Annotated in this window: 9 protein-coding genes; 3 read left to right on the forward strand and 6 right to left on the reverse strand. The window is 70.2% G+C overall.

Annotated elements, in window-relative coordinates:
* Positions 1–3: 3 nt before the first annotated feature.
* Positions 4–996 (reverse strand): LLM class F420-dependent oxidoreductase, encoded by a 993-nt coding sequence (locus tag NN2_RS11275; RefSeq protein WP_063012876.1) that lies wholly within the window; start codon positions 994–996, stop codon positions 4–6.
* A 337-nt stretch (positions 997–1,333) separates the two neighbouring features.
* The gene (locus NN2_RS11285; RefSeq protein WP_063012917.1) at positions 1,334–2,119 is read right to left on the reverse strand and encodes an alpha/beta fold hydrolase; all 786 of its coding nucleotides are present in this window, start codon (positions 2,117–2,119) and stop codon (positions 1,334–1,336) included.
* A 63-nt stretch (positions 2,120–2,182) separates the two neighbouring features.
* Here NN2_RS11285 and NN2_RS11290 point away from each other — a divergent pair, with 63 nt between their 5' ends.
* Both NN2_RS11290 and NN2_RS11295 read left to right on the forward strand, forming a co-directional pair.
* Positions 2,183–3,175 (forward strand): RNA polymerase subunit sigma-70, encoded by a 993-nt coding sequence (locus NN2_RS11290; RefSeq protein WP_063012880.1) that lies wholly within the window; start codon positions 2,183–2,185, stop codon positions 3,173–3,175.
* Positions 3,176–3,214: 39 nt separating this feature from the next.
* Complete coding sequence (locus tag NN2_RS11295) at positions 3,215–3,817, forward strand: maleylpyruvate isomerase family mycothiol-dependent enzyme (protein ID WP_030513683.1); 603 nt, start codon at positions 3,215–3,217, stop codon at positions 3,815–3,817.
* Between the two features lie 15 nt (positions 3,818–3,832).
* Here NN2_RS11295 and NN2_RS11300 read toward each other — a convergent pair whose 3' ends face one another.
* Together NN2_RS11300 and NN2_RS11305 are read right to left on the reverse strand one after the other, a co-directional pair.
* Entirely contained in the window at positions 3,833–4,636 is an 804-nt protein-coding gene (locus tag NN2_RS11300; RefSeq protein WP_245658655.1) for a DUF5995 family protein, read from the reverse strand.
* A gap of 179 nt (positions 4,637–4,815) precedes the next feature.
* On the reverse strand, positions 4,816–5,415 hold the full coding sequence (locus NN2_RS11305; RefSeq protein ID WP_063012884.1) for a helix-turn-helix domain-containing protein: 600 nt from the start codon (positions 5,413–5,415) through the stop codon (positions 4,816–4,818).
* A gap of 114 nt (positions 5,416–5,529) precedes the next feature.
* Between NN2_RS11305 and NN2_RS11310 the strand changes: the two genes are divergently transcribed.
* Complete coding sequence (locus tag NN2_RS11310) at positions 5,530–6,015, forward strand: DinB family protein (protein WP_063012886.1); 486 nt, start codon at positions 5,530–5,532, stop codon at positions 6,013–6,015.
* A gap of 24 nt (positions 6,016–6,039) precedes the next feature.
* Here NN2_RS11310 and NN2_RS11315 read toward each other — a convergent pair whose 3' ends face one another.
* Both NN2_RS11315 and NN2_RS11320 read right to left on the reverse strand, forming a co-directional pair.
* Entirely contained in the window at positions 6,040–6,831 is a 792-nt protein-coding gene (locus NN2_RS11315; RefSeq protein WP_063012888.1) for an FkbM family methyltransferase, read from the reverse strand.
* Complete coding sequence (locus tag NN2_RS11320) at positions 6,825–18,398, reverse strand: non-ribosomal peptide synthetase (protein WP_245658656.1); 11,574 nt, start codon at positions 18,396–18,398, stop codon at positions 6,825–6,827. The genes NN2_RS11315 and NN2_RS11320 overlap by 7 nt, the downstream gene beginning before the upstream one ends.
* Between the last annotated feature and the right edge of the window lie 62 nt (positions 18,399–18,460).

An 18,460-nucleotide genomic window follows, 5' to 3' on the forward strand; every position in this document is an offset into this window, starting at 1 on the left:
GGTTCATCGCAGCGCGGGAATCACCGCACGCTCGAACAACTCCACCCCGGAGAGGTCGTATGCCGATTCGGGGAAGTTGTGGATCGCGTACGACAAGCCCAGATCGCGGACCCGGCACAGGTTCTCGACGATCTGTTCCGGTGTGCCGACCGCGAGGGAATCGGCGGAGAGGTTGGCGACCCAGTTCCGCGCCGCCTCGGCCCCGAGCACAGGAGCGAGCCGCGAGGCGAGTGCGTCCAGCCGTTCGCGCACCTCTGCCTCGGTGGCGCCGACCACGGTGTTGAAGTTGGCACTGCGGGTGATCGCGTCGAAATCGGTTCCGACGGAGACGCAATGCTCGCGCAGCAGCTCGGATTTGCGGGTGAAGGTCGCGGGATCGCCCGCGAAGTTGGTGTACTGCGCGTATTTCGCGGCGATGCGCAGCGTGACCTTCTCGCCGCCACCCGCGATCCAGATCGGAATACCGCCGTGCTGGAGCGGCAACGGATACACCCGGGCGCCGTCGACCCGGTAGTACTTGCCGTCGAGGGTGGCGGTGCCGGTGGTCCACGCCTGACGGAAGATCTGCACACCCTCGTCCAGCCGGCCCAAACGCTCACCCGCGGAAGGGAATCCGTAGCCGTAGGCGCGCCACTCGTGCTCGTACCAGCCGGCGCCGATACCCATCTCGACCCGTCCGCCCGAGACGAGATCCACGGTCGCGGCCACCTTGGCGAGGTAGGCCGGGTTCCGATAGCTGATCGCCGTGCACATCTGGCCCAGCCGGATGCGCGTCGTGGTGGCGGCGAACGCCGACATGAGCGTCCACGCCTCGTGTGTCGCTTCCTCGGTGGGAACCGGCACGGTGTGGAAGTGGTCGTAGACCCACAGCGATTCCCAGACGTCCGCGGCGTCGGCTCGCTGCGCCAGGCCCCGCATCACACCCCACTGCGCCCCCGGTTCGATGCCGACCAGATCCAGTCGCCAGCCCTGCGGAATGAAGATGCCGAAACGCACGCCGCGCCTCCTCGTCGAGAGAACAGATCCGGCGGCCACTCTTCCCATCGATGCGCTCGCGGGCAAGAGTTCGGCGCTCGGCGCGCCGAACTGCCCGCGGAGACCCGGCGAAGCCGGAATCGGTTCACCGGGTCTGCGAAGCCTCGATCAGAGCAAAGCGCCGATCAGGCCGGTGAGGATCGATCCGAGACCCGAGGCCAAAGCTCCGACAACCGCAATGATTCCGCTTATCACAGCGTTCCTTTCTCCGAGCGTTCCGTTGGCAAACCACGATGTATTCGATGTCGAGGTGTATGTCGGATTGGTCCCGCCTCCGCCGACACCGGCCGGGTGAACGTCACGGTCGATCGCCGGCGCGCGCCACGCGCGTGAGCCATTCGGCCAGCAGGGCGCGCAGCAGTTCCGGCTGTTCGTGCGGAAGGGCATGTCCGGCCTCGTCGACGACGGCGAGCGTCGCGTGCGGACTGCGCGCGAACAGGTCGGTCGCCGCCGCACAACCGACCGTCGAATCCAGCCGTCCGGCCACGATCGTGGTCGGCCCCGGATAGGGCGGTGCGCCGTCCGGGCTCAGCTGCCACCGCTCACCGATGCGCCGGGCCGCGGCCGGATCGGCCGGTGCGGCCGCCGGGGCGACGAAACGCTCGTAGCGGTCGAGCATTTCGGGTGTTCGGACGACGAAGTAGCCGCGGAAATCGTCGTCGCCGAGATCGCCCTGCCCGGCCACGATGCGGTGTGCGGGAATGTCCCGCAATCCGGGCAACAGCGGGCAGACCAGCGCCAGGCCCGCCACCCGATCGGCACGTCGCGCGGCCATCGCCTGCGCGTAGTACCCGCCGGCCGAGTGGCCGATCAGCAGGAAACCACCGCCGGTCACCTCGTCCGCGAAACCCAGCAGCGCGTCGAGGGCATCGTCGGCGCTGCGCAGCGTGTCGGGTGCCGTGGTGGATCCCGTTCCGGGCAGGTCGGGGTAGATGCGCCGCAATCCGGCGGTGTCCCCGAGTATCGGGTCGAAGCACGCCTCGGCCTCGCGATGATCGACGCCGGCGCCGTGCAGCACCAGCACCGGCCGGCCCGTGCCGTGCTCCACGTAGTGAAAATCGACCCCGCCCGCGCGTAGCTTCATGACCGGCAAGCTACCCGGCCGGTCCCGCTGTCGCCGGCCGGACGCGAGTGCGAGCATGGGACGGTGAGTGTATCCGCGAGTGAACCGCTGTCGGAGTCCGATGCACTCGAGGCGCTGCGGATTCCGCTGACCGGCTACTGCTACCGTCTGCTCGGTTCGTCGGCCGATGCCGACGACGCGGTGCAGGAGACGATGATTCGCGCCTACACCCGATTCGACAGCTTCGATCCCGGGCGCGGCCGGCTGTCGACCTGGGTCCACGCCATCGCCACCAACATCTGCCTGGACATGCTGCGCTCGGCGCGGCGCCGGATGCTGGTGTGGGAGGGCCCGGTCTCGACCGGATTCGATCCGGATGCGGTGGTGCCCGCCGACCGATGGCTCGATCCGGTCCCCGACGCGCGGGTGCTCGACCCGGCCGACCGCGTGATTCGCCGCGAGTCGGTGCGGCTGGCCTTCGTCGCGGCGTTGCAACATCTGCCGCCGCGCCAGCGGGCGGTGCTGGTCCTGCGCGAGGTGCTGGCGTTCAGCGCCGCCGAAACCGCGACCATGCTCGAGGTGACCCCGGCTGCGGTCAACAGCGCCCTGCAACGCGCCCGCGCCACCCTGGCCGCGGTCCGGCAGTCCGCCACGGATCCGCTCGATCCCGACGATCCGGACGACCGGGAACTGGTCCGGCGCTACGTGGCGGCCTTCGAAAACCACGATGTCGGCGCTCTCGCCGCGCTGCTGTGCGAGGACGCCGAATCCGGTATGCCGCCGTTCGCGTGGCGACTGAGCGGGCGCGACCTCGTCGTCTCGGTTTTCGCGGCGGGCGAGGCGTGCATCGACGATCGGCTGATACCGGTCCGGATGAACGGTTCGATCGGATTCGGTCAGTACCGCCCCGACACCGACGGTGTGCTGCGGCCGTTCGCACTGCTCGCGATCGAGGCGCGGTCGGGATCGATAGCGCGGCAGGTGACATACCTGGGCAGCGGCGACCGGTTCGCCGAATTCGGCCTCCCGCCGATTTTCCGCGCACCCACCGATGAATTCCCGGCGTCGGGTTCGTAACAGAGGTGACCACTGCCCTACGACCGAAACGACGGGTTCATGACCTCCACCGACACCGACACCGACCTCCTGCGCGAGCACACCGTGGCCGAGCGCCGGCGCCTCGCGGATCTGCTCGCCACCCTCACGCCGGAGCAGTGGGCCGCGCCCTCGCTGTGTGAGGGCTGGCGAGTCCGCGAGGTGCTCGCCCACATGACGATGCCCTACCGGACATCCACCTGGGCGTTCGTGCGCGGCCTGGCCGGCGCGCGCTTCTCGTTCCACCGCTACGCCGACCGGGCCGCGCGCGCCGACACCGCACGAATGAGCGATGCCGCACTGCTCGCGTCGCTGCGCGACAACGTCGACCACCCGTGGCGTCCGCCGGGCGGCGGCGTGGTCGGCGCGTTGAGCCACGACGTGATCCACGGCCTGGACATCACCGAGCCCCTGGGCCTGCCGCCCGCCCCGCCGGAACGGATCGCCCTCGTGCTCGACAATGCGAGCCCGAAATCGCTGCGCTACTTCGGGGTCGACCTGGCCGGTCGGCAACTGCGGGCGTCCGACGCGCCGGTCACGCTGGGTTCGGGGACGCCGATCACGATGTGCGCCAAGGACATTCTGCTCACCGTCACCGGCCGCCGCCCGCTGCCCGCCGACTGACGGGGCCGGCCCGGCTCACAGACCGCCGAGGCGTGCGAGTACGGCGAAGGCCGCGTCGTCGGCCGACCAGAGGGCGTTGATCTCCGCGCGCGTGGCCTCGGCGGTGGCGGGATTCTGCAATGCCAGCCCGTTGGTCCAGACCACCACGTTGTAACCCAGGTCGGCGACCTCGAGCAGCGGCCCGGTGGCCACGCCCTGACCGAACAGCCGGTCGAGCCCTTCGCCGACGAAGTAGAACCGCCACAGCGGCCCGAGGTCGGCGTTGTAGACCCGCCTGGTCCGATCGACGATCAGATCGCCGCTGCGGGCGATCGCGTCGACGATGTGGAAGAAGTCCGGCGCGTTCTCGGGTTTGCTGCCGACCGCGGCGACCGCGTATGCGAGGTCGACCGTCAGGTGTGCGTTGTAGCCGGCCATCGCGACCCTGGCGGGCGACTGGTCGCATCGACCGGCCAGCTGGAAATACCACGCCCAGTGCGGCTCGGGCGTGCCGCCGGTGAATTCCGCGTGCAGGTTCACCAGGAAACGGCGTAGCAGTTCGTAGCTGATCGCGTGGGCGTATTCCGGGTCGGCGAAGGCGCCGGGATCGTGCTGCAGCGGCAGCACCGGCGACTGTTCCACGGCGTCGAGTCCCACATCGAACAACCCGCGCCAATCATGGTGGGAGGCAAGTATGTCGGCGATCCGATGGTTTCGCGCCACGGCCTCGTCGAGCCGGTCGAGGGTGGGCCCGGCGCCGATGGTCGTGGTATCCGACAGCGCGGCGACGGTCTGGATCTCCGCGGCGGACAGCGGGGTGCCGCACTGTGCCTCGGCCACGGCCCCCGCCTGCGGCGCGGGCGCGATCAGAGACGAAAAGCCAAGAGCCACAACGATCGACGCGATTCGGAGCATACGATGTCCATCCTGTCCGATGACGTACGGCGGTGTTGCCGATACGGTACTGCGGTTCGATCCGTGACTGTGCGCACGACCTCGGCGGTGTCGTCGGTTTCCGCTCACCACCGGCTCTCCCCCTCGGCGGACGCGCCGGGACGCACATGCGCGCGCATCCCCTGCGGGCCGAACAGGATGAGCAGTTCCACCACCCCGCCGTCGGCACTGCCCAGCCAGTGCGGAACCGACGTGTCGAATTCCGCCGCCTCGCCGGGCGGCAGGGTCAGATCACGGTCGCCGAGCACCAGGCGCAGCCGGCCGTTGAGCACGTAGAGCCATTCGAAGCCCTCGTGCGTCTGCGGCGTCGGCTCCAGCGGTCGCGGGCACGCGGGAATGATCATCTTGAACGCCTGCACGCCACCGGGCCGCCGGGACAGCGGCACGAAGGTCATGCCGAACCGCCGGATCGGCTTCAGGTGGATGCGCGGGTCGCCGGTGCGTGGAGCCCCGACCAGGTCGTCGAGCGGGACGTCGTAGGTGCGGGCCAGCGGCAGCAGCAATTCCAGGGTCGCCCGCCGCTGCCCGCTCTCCAGGCGCGACAACGTACTTTCCGACACCCCGGTGCTCGCCGCGAGGTCGGCGAGGGTGATCCCGCGCTCGCGGCGCAATGCGCGCAACCGCGGGCCCACCGCACCGAGCACCTCGTCGGTGTTCTCAGCCATTCGGGTCCTCAGCCATTCGGGCCATCTTGCCGGAACAGCAAGATTCCGTGCCAGTTCGCCACGTCCGGCGCCAGGCTGAAGACCCGACCGCACCTCAACCGCGAAGGAGCCGCCATGCCCACCGCAGCCCGCCGAAGGGACACCCCGCCGCCGCGGACCGGGACCGATGAGCTCGCGGTACTGCGCGGCTTCCTCGACTATCTACGCACCTCCGTCGCCGCGAAGGTCGAGGGAGCGCCCGAACCGCAGGCCCGAGCCGCCGCGGTGGCTTCGGGCACCAATCTGCTCGGTCTGCTCGTCCATCTCACCGCCGTCGAGCGCTCGATGTTCCTCGGCGCCCGGGTGACCGACTGGCAGGCGACGTTCCGGGCCGCCCCGGACGACAGCGTGGCCGATGTCGTCGCCCGCTATCGCGACGCGGTCGCGCACGCGAACCGGGTGCTCGACGGATGCACCGATCCCGCCGCGACACTGCCGCGACCGGGACGCCCCGGGCCCAGCGTCCGCTGGGCCCTCACCCACATGATCGAGGAGACCGGCCGCCACGCCGGTCACGCCGATATCCTGCGCGAACTGATCGACGGCGCGACCGGGCGTTGAGCTCAGCGGGTGCGCGCCGGGTGCTCACCGGTCGATTCGCGGGCGGACGGCGAAGACCTCGTGCATCTCCGTGCCGACCAGATGCGGGTCCTGGCGGGTCTGCGCCGACATACCCCGACGTGTGAACAGATCGCAGATCTCGCGCAGCCGGCCGTCGCGATCGTGCACCTCGGCGACGACGACGTGGATGCGCCGCCAGTCCGCGTCGGTAATCCCGTGCAGCACATCCAATTCCGCGCGTTCGACATCGACCTTCAGCAGGCCGATCTCGCACCCGCGGCAGTGCTGGTCCAGGATCGCCGACACCGTGGTGACCCCGACCTCGAGTTGTACGCCGTCGTGCAACCCCTGGGTGATGACCGCGATGGCCTTGTCGTCCAAGCCGTTGTTGCGCAGATAGATGGCGGTCGCCTCGTCGTCGGCCGCGCGATCGGCGAAGAATCCGGAATTCGCCGTCGCGCGCGGGTACCAGGTGAACGCCCGGGTCCCCGGCGTGGCGCCGACCGCGGTTCGCAGCGATATCCCGCCGGGAACATGCGCGGCGATATTGCGATCCAGGCAACGGAAGGTCATCGGCACCGGTTCGACCGCGATGACCCGGGTTCCCGGGCAGGTGTCGGCGAACATCATCGCGCTCAGGCCGATGTTGGCGCCGATGTCGAGGACCATCTGGCCGGGACTGAGGAATTCGGCCGCGCGCCGGTAGAACCCGTCCGCGGCGGTCGTCTCCCCCCACAGCATTCTGGCTTCGGCAGGACTGGTGCACGTCACCGTTCTGCCGTCATCGAGTCGCACGTGTTGCAGAGTGGTCAGCATTGTTCCATGAACCTTTCGAGGACAGGGCCGACGACGGCCAGCGCACGGGGATGGCTCATTTCGAGATGGCGGGCGTCGACCACGACGTTGTGGATGTCGCCGCCCACGTAGGGCCGCCAGGTATCGGCGAGAGCATCGTGGTCCGGATGGTCCTGTCCGGCGGTGAACAGGATCAGGTCACCGTCGAAGACGTCCGGACGATGAGCGGCGGAGATATCGCCCGCGGTGCGGAAACTCTCCATGACTCGATCCGTCTGTTCGGCGGTGAACAGTCCGGTCGCGATCACCTGCCCCCGGATGACATCCCACGCTTGTTCGTGGGTGCTCACCACGAGCTCGTCACCCAGGTCGAACAACTCCCGCCAGCCGCCGAGCAGATCGGCCATCAGCTGCCCCGGCGCGGGTTCACCGGCCGCGGCCGGCGGCTGCGGTGGCGCAACCGCCGCACTGTCGAGCAGGGCCACGATGCCGACCCGGGCGCCGTCGCGGCGCAACCGAACCGCCATCGCGTGCGCGATCTGGCCGCCCAGCGACCACCCCAGCAGGTGATAGGGCCCCGCGGGCTGGACGCGGCGGATCTCTGACACATAGCGGGCGGCCAATTCATCCACCGAGGCGGCGGCTGGTTCGCCGGCGACGACGTGCGGATCCTGCAGGCCGTATACCGGGCGATCCGGATGCAGATGTTCGACGAGTCCGCCGTAGAACCACGCCAGGCCGCCCGCCGGATGGACGGCGAACACGGCCGGCTCGGATCCGTTCGCGCGCAACGGCAGCAGCACGGTCAGACCGGATGCGCCGTCGGCGTCGTCGGCTCGGCGGGCCAGCGCCTGCGGTGTCGCGTCCTCGAACATCCACGGCAGGTCGAGCGTCACACCGCGCGTTCGCAATTCGGTCACCGCCATGGTGGCCAGCAGCGAATTGCCGCCAAGATCGAAGAAGCCGTCGGTCGCCCCGACCCGCGCGGAGCCCAGGATCTGCTCGTACACCTCGGCGATGATCTTCTCGGTGCGCGTGCGCGGTGCGACGAACCGTTGCGCGGCCGTGTCGAAATCGGGCGCGGGCAAGGCTTTTCGATCCAGTTTGCCGTTGACCGTCAGCGGCAGATCGGCCAGCACCATCACCATCGAGGGCACCATGTAACTGGTCAGCACCTCGGCGGCGGCCGCCCGGACCTCTCCCGGATCGATGTGCTGCCCGTCGGCGGCGACGACGTATCCGATCAGCTGGTCGACCTCGCGTTCGTGGCGATGCACGGCCGCGGCGGCCCGTGCGACCGACGGATGCCGCAGCAACGCCGACTCGACCTCCCCCAGTTCGATCCGGTACCCGCGCAACTGCACCTGCGCGTCACCGCGACCGGCGTAGCTCAGTTCCAGGCCGTCGCCGGTTTCCCGCCAGCTGCCGAGGTCGCCGGTGCGATACAACCGACCGCCGGCCGGGCCGAACGGATCCGCCACGAACCGGCTCGCCGTCGGGGCGGGTGCCCGCAGGTAGCCGCGCGCGAGTTGTGGTCCGGCGACGCAGATTTCGCCGCGAACCCCGACCGGTACGGGACGCAGCCGGTCGTCGAGGACATAGATTCGCAGGCCTGGGAGCGGCACCCCGATCCGGTCCGCCGCCGGGCCGTCGACGTCGGCGAAGGTCAGATGCACCGTGGTTTCGGTGATTCCGTACATGTTGACCAGCCGCGGTGAGCCGGGCTCGTGGGCGGCGAACCACTCCGGCAATCGCGACGCATCCAACGCCTCACCGCCGAAGACGACATAGCGGAGCGCGAGATCACCACTGCCGCAGCCGGATTCCCGGTATCGGCGTTCGGCGTCGGCGAAACCGTAGAAGGCCGACGGGGTTTGACTCAAGACGGTGACGCGTTCGCGCGCCACCAGTTCCACCAGCGCGTCGGGCGAGCGGGAGGTGTCGCGGTCGACGACGACCAGCCGGCCGCCGGTCAGCAGCGCGCCCCACATCTCCCACACCGCGAAATCGAATGCGTAGGAATGGAACATCGTCCACACGTCGCCGGGGTGGACGTCGAATCGGTCGGTGGCGTGGGTCAGCAGTGTGACCGCGTCGCGGTGGGTGACGGCCACGCCTTTCGGGGTACCGGTCGACCCGGAGGTATAGATCACGTAGGCGAGGTTGTCCGGCCGCGCGGCCACCGGCGCCCGAGCGCTGCCGGCGTCGAATTCGGTTTCGGCATCGTCGATCGACACCAGCGGCGTCGCGCACCTGGGCACCTGCGCGGCGATCTCGGCCGAGGTCAGCACTACGACCGGGCGCGCGTCGTCGATGACGAAGCGCAGGCGGCGCGGCGGATTCGCGATATCCAGCGGCAGATAGGCCGCGCCCGCGCGCACGACGGCGAGCAGCGCGACGATCAGATCGACCGACCGCGGCAGCGCCACCGCCACCAGCGTTTCCGGTCGTGCGCCGTGCGCGGCGAGGCGGGCGGCCAGCCGGGTCGCGCGGCGATCCAGTTCGGCATAGGTGAGCTGTGCCGTACCGTCGCTCACCGCGATCGCGTCGGGTTGTGCCGCGACGCGGACGGACAACAGCTCGGACAGGGTCTGCTCCGGGACCGCGCTGCCGTCGGTTCCGGCGGCGGACAATATCCGGCGGCGTTCGTCCGGTGCGACGATATCGATATCGTCCACGGCGACAGCGGGATTCGCGGTCGCCTGCTCCAGGATGCCGACGAACGCCCGCGCGAATCGCCGCATCGTCTGCTCGACGAACAGGTCGGCGGCGTAGGTGAGGCGACCGGTCATTCCGACCGGCCGGCCGTCGGCGTCGCGCCGTGGGACGAGTTTGACGTTGAGATCCGCGCGTGCCTGATCGAAGCCCTCTTCGATCGGTTCGACGGTGAGGCCCGCCAGCTCCAGCGCGGCGGCGCTGAGATCCTGCACGTCGAGCGTCACCTGATAGAGCGGCATGTGCGCGGTCGAGCGCCGCGGATTCAGCTCCTCCACGATCTCTTCGAAAGGCACGTCGGCGTGCGCCAACGCCGCCAGATCCGTGTCCCGGACGGCGGCGAGCAGTTCCTCGAACTCCTGCCGCGGCGCCACCCGCGTCCGCAACACCAGCGTGTTGACGAACATGCCGATCAGATCGTCGAGTTCGCGGTCGCCGCGGCCGGCCACCGGGGTGCCGATCGCGATATCGCCGACCGCGGCCAGCTTCGACAACAGGACCGCCAGCCCGGCGTGCAGCACCATGAACACCGTGGCGTCGGCCGCGCGGGCGAGGGCCTCGACGCGGGCGTGCAGGTCGGCGGACAGCTCGAAATCGAGGGTGCTGCCGTGCATGGACGCCACCGGCGGCCGGGGCCGGTCGGTCGGCAGTTCGAGAAGTTCCGGCAGTCCGGCGAGAGCGCCGGTCCAGAAGCGCAGCTGCCGGGAGATCAGTGAGTCCGGGTCGGACTCGTCACCGAGCATCTCCCGCTGCCACAGCGCGTAGTCGGCGTACTGCAGGGGCAGCGGCGGCCAATCCGGTTGTGTTCCTTGCCTACTCGCCTCGTACGCCACCGCCACGTCCCGGGCGAGCGGCAGCATGGACTGCCCGTCGGCGCAGATGTGGTGGACGCCGATCACCAGCACGTGGTCACGGTCGCCGAGGGCGAACAGTTCGGCACGCACCGGCGGCTCCCGGGTGACGTCGAAGCCCGCCGACACCACCGCCGCCGCGCGTTCGAGGACCTCCCGTTCGCCGGTTCGGATCGGGACCAGCGCGGGCGCTACCTCCTCGGCGTCGACCACGACCTGGCACGGAGCCCCGTCGATCATCGGGAACCGGGTTCGCAACGACTCGTGCCGGTCGATGACCAGCGCGCACGCCCGGCGCAGCGCGTCGACGTCGAGGTCGCCCCGCAACCGGATCACCAGCGGAATGTTGTACGCGCCGACCGAGGTGTCGAAGCGGTTGAGGAACCACATCCGCTGCTGTGCGGGCGAGAGCGGGATGCGGTCCGGGCGGGTACGCGGCACCGGCCGCGCGGCGACGGCCCGGTCGGCGCCGGCGAGACGGGCGGCCAGTTCGGCGACCGTCGGGGCGTCGAACAGATCCCGGATGCCGACGTGCACACCCAGCGCCGTGCGCACGCGCGCGACCGCCCGGGTCGCCGACAGCGAGGTGCCGCCGAGTTCGAAGAAGTTGTCGGTCGCGCCGACGTCGCCGACACCCAGGACGTCACCGAAGACGTCCGCGATGCGCTGTTCGGTGTCGCTGCCGGGAGCGATCCGGCGTCGCCGCACCGCGAAGTCCGGTGCGGGCAGCGCCGCCCGATCGAGCTTGCCGGTCGCGGTCAGCGGAAGTTCGGCGATGCGCAGCACGACGTCGGGCACCATATGCGCCGGCAGACGGCGGCGCGCAACGGCCTTGACCTCGTCCGGATCGATCCCGGCCGCGCCGACCAGATATCCGGCCAGCCGGGCGGTGCCGCGCTCGTCGGCGCGCACGGCGACCGCCACCCGGTCGACCCCGGGATACTCGCCCAGGACGGCCTCGATCTCGCCGAGTTCGATGCGCTGACCGCGGATCTTGACCTGGAAGTCGCGGCGGCCGAGATACTCCACCGTGTAGTCCGGTGTCCAGCGCGCCAGGTCACCGGTGCGGTACATGCGAGAACCGTTGGGGCCGAACGGGTTAGCGACGAATGCGGTCGCGGTCGCTCCGGGCCGGTTCGCGTACCCGCGCGCCAACTGCGGGCCCGCCAGATACAACTCTCCGGCCACGCCGACCGGCACCGGCCGCAGCCACGGGTCGAGTACGACGGCCTCCATTCCGCGGATCGGCACGCCGATGGTCACGGCCGCACCCGGCGCCAGCGCCGCGCTGATCCCGGCGAAAATGGTGGCCTCGGTCGGCCCGTATCCGTTCAGCAGCCGCCGTCCCGGCGCCCACACCGCGACCAACTCCGGTGTCACCGCCTCACCGCCCGCCGCGAGCACGCGCAACGAATCCATGCCCTCCGGGGACAGGGTGGCCAGAACGCTCGGGGTGAGGAAGGCGTGCGTCACCCGTTGTGCCCGAACCACCTCCGCCAGATCTTCCCCGGCATAGGCGTCCGGTCCCGCGACGACCAGCACCGCGCCGTTGGGATGGGCCAGCAGTACCTCGAGGACCATCGCATCGAAGCCCGGGCCCGCCGCGTGCAGCACCCGTGAGGCGGTGTCGATGCCGAAGTGGTCGCGCACCACCGCGGTGAAATTCGCCAACCCCTCGTTCGTGACCACGACACCCTTGGGCGCGCCGGTCGAACCGGAGGTGTAGATCACGTACGCCGCGTCCGCGCTCCGCGGTGTCCGCACGCGTTCCGCGTCGGTGACGGTGGCCGCGGATGTCGCGGCGATCGCCATCTCGGTCCGCGGATCGTCGAGGACCAGCGGGAATACGGTGTCCGGTAGCAGATCCCGCGCCGCCGCGACCGTGAGCGCCACTCGCACATCGGAATCGGCGAGCATATGGGCAACGCGTTCGGCGGGATTGCGCGGATCGACCGGCAGGAACGCCGCGCCCGTCTTGACCGTCGCCCACAGTCCCACGACGAGTTCCACCGATCGCGGCATCACCAGGGCGACCTGCTCACCGGGACCGATCCCGCGCTCGAGCAAGGACCGCGCCAGCCGGTTCGAGCGCGCGTCCAGCTCGGCGTAGGACATCGTCTGCCGACCCGAAATCAGCGCCGGCGCGGCAGGATTCGACCACACACCCGCGGCGAGCAACCGGTCCGCACGTTGCGGCGCCGCTGCGGCGCCGCCGGTGGCGGGGACCAGGGCCTCGCGATCGGCGTGGTCCAGCAGTTCCAGCGTCATCAGCCGTGCACCCGGGTCGTTCGCGATCGCACGCAACACCAGTGCGACCCGGTCGGCGAGTCCGGACGCCGTCGCGTCGGTGACCTGATCCTGCCGGTAGCGCAGCCGGATGCGCAGCCGGTCGGTGTGGTGGGCCTGAACGGTGATCGGGTAGTGCGCGGCGTCGCGACCGTCCGCCGCGACCACCCGCATGCCGTCGATGTCGGCGGCGCCCAGGCCACTGCCGTCGACCGGATAGGACTCGAATACCACCAGCGTGTCGAACAGCGATACCGCATCGACCGCCGACAGGATCCGCGGCAGTTCGAGGTAGTGGTGGTCGAGCAGGCGAGTGTTGCCGGCCTGCAGCCGGGTCAGCGCCTGCTCGAGCGTATCCTCGCGGCGGACCTCGGCGACGACCGGAATCGTGTTGATGAACAGCCCGATCATCGACTCCACGCCTGGCAGGTCGGCGGGCCGGCCGGACACCGTACTGCCGAACACGACACGGTCGGAGCCGAGCAGATTGCCCACGACCACCGCCCAGGCGAACTGCACGATCGTCGCCATCGTCACCGCACGGGACCGCGCGAATTCCGCCAGCTCGGCGCTCACCTCGCGCTCGACCTCCACCGGCAGATCGACCGGCATGGTGGCGGCCGCATCGGCACGCGGATCGGCGACCAGGGTCGGTTCGGTGACATCGCGCAGCGCGTCGCGCCACACCGCCACGCTCGCGGCACGATCGCGCCGGGCCAGCCAGTCCAGATACTCACGGTAGGCGGCCGCATCCGGCAGCAGCCCGGGCTGCCCGTCCGCCGCGTACAGGCCGATCAGTTCCCGCCACAGCAGTGGCAGCGACCATCCGTCGAGCAGCAGGTGGTGGGCGGTCAGGATCAGGCGGAAGTCGCGCGGCCCCAGCTCGGCGAGCACGAATCGCAGCAGTGGCGGTTCCGCCGGATCGAAGGACGCCTCCCGCTCGGCATCGAGGAGCGCCGCTGTCTCCGAAGGGCCTGCGGAGAGCGCGACCTGTCGCCACGGCACCTCGACCGTAGCCGGAATCACCTGCACCGCAACACCTTCAGTGGTGCGCGCGAACGCGGCCCGCAGGTTCGGGTGGCGCACGAGCAGGGCCTGCGCGGCGCGCCGGAACCGGGCTGCGTCGACCTCGCCGGTGAGAGTGAGCACGGATTGGGCGAGATAGACGTCGAGCCGGCCCGCGGCGACCTCGGCGTGGAAGAGCAGCCCGGCCTGGAGTGGCGCCGGCGGCCACACGTCGTCGAGTCGTCCGTAGCGGCGGGCGAACGCGTCGAGATCCTCGCGGGTCACGTCGACCAGCGGCACATCCGCGCGGCTCAGTCCCCAGTCCCGGTCGGCCGCGGCCGCGATGGTGGTCAGTGCCTCCACCCATTCGCCGGTGAGTTCGTCGACCTCGTCGCGGTCGAGCAGCCGGGAGGCATAGCCGACATATGCCGACAGCTGCGGTCCGGCTGCCGTGTCCAGAATGTTCACATCGATCGTGAGCACCGCCGCCGCCGGCATCTCCGGCTCGAATGCCGCTCGCTGATCGAAGGTTTCGCCGGAGGGCACCCATGCCGGATCGGCCGGATCCGTGCCGTCCATGCCCGTGCGCCCGAGGTTGTTGTAGGCGATCTGCGGTTCCGGCAGCTCGGCGAATCGCTGCGCGATCGCGGGATTCAGATAGCGCAGCAGGCCGTAACCGATTCCCTTGTCCGGGATTTCCCGCAGCTGGTCCTTGACGGATTTCACCGCGGCGGGCAGATCGGCGGAGTCCGTCCCGTCGAGGTCGAGCACCACCGGATATCTGGTGGTGAACCAGCCGACGGTGCGGGACAGGTCCGCCCCTTCGGCGATCCCTTCTTCGCGGCCGTGCCCTTCGAGCATGACACTCGTTGCCGGACAGTCGATGCCGCGGCGTTCACGCAGGCGCCGCACCGCCACGGCCAGCGCCGTCAGCAGCGCGTCGTCGACGGTGCCGTGCGCCGCCGCAGGCACCTCGCGCACCAATGCCGAGGTCACCTCGACCGGCAGTGTGACGGTCACGTGCCGCACGGTCGCCTGGGTATCCAGCGCGGGATCGATATTCGCCCGTCCGAGTATCGGGTCGGGGGCGGAGCAGATCCGCTGCCACAGTGGGAATTCCTCGGCCCGCGCCGCCGCCGCGGCGACCAGCGCCTCGGCCCACCGCCGCATCGAGGTGCCGGGCGCAGCCAATTCGATCGGACGCCCGGCGATGATCCGCTGCCACGCGACGGCGAAGTCGGGCAACAGAATTCGCCACGACACAGCGTCCACGGCCAGGTGATGGATCACGACGAGCGCACGCGCCTCCGCGTCCACGCCGGGTTCCGGCAGCAGGCAGACGACGTGCACCATCGCGCCGGTCGCCGGATCGAGCCGGTCGACCGCCGCAGCGAAGGCCGCCTCCACCACAGCCGTGAAACCCGGCGAACCCGGCCGCTCGCCGGTGCCGAAGGTTCGCATCGATACCGATCCGGCGCTTTCGGACGCGCTCGGCGGCAGGACATCCCAGCGGCCCGCCCGCAGCCGCGAGCGCAGCACATCGTGGTGTTCGACGACCGCCCGCACGGTCGCGCACACATCGTCGACCTGCGCGTCCCGCGGCAACCGCACCAGCACGGACTGCGCGAACCGCGCCGGTGCGCCGAGGTGCTCGACGAACCACGCCACGATCGGCGTGAGTGCCACCTCACCCACGCCACCGCCGGGCAGTTCCTCGATCACTGCCCGCGCGGGCGCCTGCGCGATCTGCGCCAGACCGCGAACCGTCTTGCGCTCGAAGATGTCTCGCGCCGTCACGCCGATGCCGACGGCCCGCAACCGCGACGCCAGCTGGATCGACATGATGGAATCGCCACCCAGCGCGAAGAACGACGTGGTCGCGCCGACTCCGGGCACACCCAGCACATCGGTGAAGGCCGCGGCGACGGTGCGTTCGAGCTCGTCCGAGATCGCCGCCGTGCCTTCGGCGGTTACCTCGAAGTCCGGTTCCGGCAACGCTTTTCGATCCACTTTGCCGGTCGAGGTGAGTGGCAGCCGGTCGAGTACGGTGACGGTCGCCGGCACCATATGAGCGGGCAGGGTGGCCGCGAGCCGATCCAGGATGTCGCCCGGCGCGGCGGTCGTGGCGGGATCGGTGGTGACGTAGGCCGCGAGCACGGTCCGACCGCCCGGGCCGGTGCGCGTCACGGTGACCGCGGTGGCGACGGCCGGATGCGCGAGCAAGGCGGCATCGATCTCACCCAGTTCGACCCGCTGGCCCCGGATCTTGATCTGGAAATCGAGCCGGCCGACGTACTGCATCGTGGCCTGCGCGGTCCAGCGGACGATATCGCCGGTGCGGTACATCCGGGTTCCGGGCGCACCGTAGGGGTTCGCGACGAACGACGCCCCCGTGACGGCGGGACGATTGAGGTATCCGCGTGCCAGTGCGGCGCCGGAGAGGTACAACTCCCCCGGTATCCCGATCGGCACCGGGCGCAGCCGCGCGTCCAGCACCACCGCCTCCGCGCCGCGGATCGGCCCGCCGATGGTGAGTGTTTCGTCCGGGCCCACCGGATCACTGATCGTGATCACGATGGTCGTCTCGGTCGGCCCGTAGATGTGGTGCAACCGCCGCCCGGCCGCCCAGGCCGTGATCAGGTCGGGCGCTACCTTCTCGCCACCGACCGCGAGCATCCGCACCGAATCGAGCTCGGCCGGAGACATCGTCGCCAGCACGCTCGGCGTCAGGAACGCGTGCGTCACCCCGTGCGCCGCGATCAGCGCGGCCAGGTCCGCGCCGCCGACCACCTCCGGCGGCGCCACCACGAGTGTCGCGCCGGCGGCGTGCGCCATCAGCGCTTCGAGCAGGACCGCGTCGAAGGCCGGTGAGGCGACTTGCACGATGCGCGAGGTGCGCTCGACGCGATAGCGGTCGCGCTGCTCCGCCGCGAAGGCGGCGAGCCCCTCGTGGGTGACCATCACACCCTTAGGCGTTCCGGTCGAGCCGGATGTGTAGATCACATAGGCCACATCCTGAAGCCTCGGCGCGCGTGATCGTTTCACCGCGAGTTCGCGCGGGTCCCGTGGTTCGTCGAGCATCAGCCAGCGCACATCGCCGGGCAGCGCGGCGCGCGCGGCGGTCGTCGTGATACCGAGGGCAGCACCGGAGTCGTGCAGCAAGTAGGCGATCCGCTCGGGCGGATAGCGCAGATCCAGCGGCACGAAGGTGGCGCCGGTCTTCACGATCGCCCACATGGCGATGTGATAGTCCGCCGAGCGCGGTACGGCCAGCGCCGCGCATACCCCCGGTTGCGCGCCCGACGAAACCAGCTGGGCGGCAAGCTCTTCCGCGCGATCGTCAAGTTCCCGGTAGGTGAGCGTGCGAGTATCGTCGATCAGCGCGATCGCCTCGGGAGCGGTCGCCACGGCCGCGCCGAGCAGCTCCGAAAGCAGCCGCGGCGCGGGTGCGGCGTCGCCACGTGCCGGAACCAGCCGCTCGGCCTCCTCGGCGCCGATCAGCGCGATATCTCCCACCGGCCGGGCCGGATCACCGACCACCGCGTCGAGAACGCGCACGAACCGGTCCGCCAGCCCCCGCGCGGTGGACTCGGCGAAAAGATCGGTGGCGTAGATGATTTCGCCGTCCATTCCGACTCCGTCACGATCGGGATTGTCGGTCAGCAGGACGGTGAGATCGGTTTTGGCCTGGGCGACACCGGGATCGATCAGCTCCACCTCGACATCGGGCAGCCGGAACCGGGCGGCCCCTGTGTTCTGCACGCCGAACAGCACCTGGTACAGCGGCGTATAGGCCGTGGACCGGGGCCGGTCGAGCAGATCGACCAGCCGCTCGTAGGGCAGGTCCGCGTGCTCGAGCGCCTCGAGGTCGACGCCGCGCACCTGCGCGACGAACTCTGTGAACGACATGTCGTCACGGACCGGCGTGCGGAGCACGACGGTGTTGACGAACATGCCGACCAGATCGTCCAGCGCCGCCGTCGCGCGCCCTGCCACGGGCGTGCCGATCGACACGTCGCCGGTATGCGCGGTGCGCGAGAGCACGATCGCCAGCGCGGAATGCAGCACGACGAAGACGGTCACGCCCTCGCGCCGGGCCAGCCGCACGATCTCCTCGTGCAGCCGCGGCGGTATACCGAACCGCACACTGCCCCCGGCCATCGACATGGTCGCGGGCCGTGGACGATCGGTCGGCAGATCCAGCAGCTCCGGCGCATCGGCCAGGGCCGCCGTCCAATAGGCGGCCTGGCGCGCCGTCACCGACGCCGAATCCTCCTCGGCGCCGAGCACCTCCCGCTGCCACAGCGTGTAGTCCGCGTAGTGCACCGGAAGCGGTTCCCATTGTGGCGCTTCGCCTTTCACGCGCGCCGCGTAGGCGGTGAAGATATCGCGGGCCAACGGTGCCATCGACGAGCCGTCGGCGGCGATGTGATGGACGGCAAGGACCAGAATGTGCTGCTCGGGAGCGAGGCGATATATCCGCACACGCAGCGGTACCTCGGCCGAGACGTCGAAGCCCGCCTCGACGGTCTCCCGGATCCGCTCCGCCAGCACGGCCTCCTCGACCGGCTCCGCATCCGGCCTCAGGCGCTCGGCCACGGCGGCCACATCCCGCACCACCTGGCAGGGTTCGCCGGCCACCGTCGGATAGACGGTCCGCAGAGGTTCGTGCCGGCCCACGACGTCCTCGAACGCCGCACGCAGCGCGCCCAGGTCCAGCGCGCCGGTCAACCGCGCGGCGAAGCCGATGTTGTAGGCCCCCGAGGCGGGATCGAACTGGTTGATGAACCACA

This window comes from Nocardia nova NBRC 15556, assembly GCF_001613005.1.
Lineage (GTDB): Bacteria > Actinomycetota > Actinomycetes > Mycobacteriales > Mycobacteriaceae > Nocardia > Nocardia nova.

Excerpts from the sequence above, each read along its gene's own strand:
- NN2_RS11285 (WP_063012917.1), bottom strand. The coding sequence starts at position 2,119 with ATGAAGCTACGCGCGGGCGGGGTCGATTTTCACTACGTGGAGCACGGC.
- NN2_RS11295 (WP_030513683.1), top strand. The coding sequence starts at position 3,215 with ATGACCTCCACCGACACCGACACCGACCTCCTGCGCGAGCACACCGTG.
- NN2_RS11305 (WP_063012884.1), bottom strand. The coding sequence starts at position 5,415 with ATGGCTGAGAACACCGACGAGGTGCTCGGTGCGGTGGGCCCGCGGTTG.
- NN2_RS11310 (WP_063012886.1), top strand. The coding sequence starts at position 5,530 with ATGCCCACCGCAGCCCGCCGAAGGGACACCCCGCCGCCGCGGACCGGG.
- NN2_RS11315 (WP_063012888.1), bottom strand. The coding sequence starts at position 6,831 with ATGCTGACCACTCTGCAACACGTGCGACTCGATGACGGCAGAACGGTG.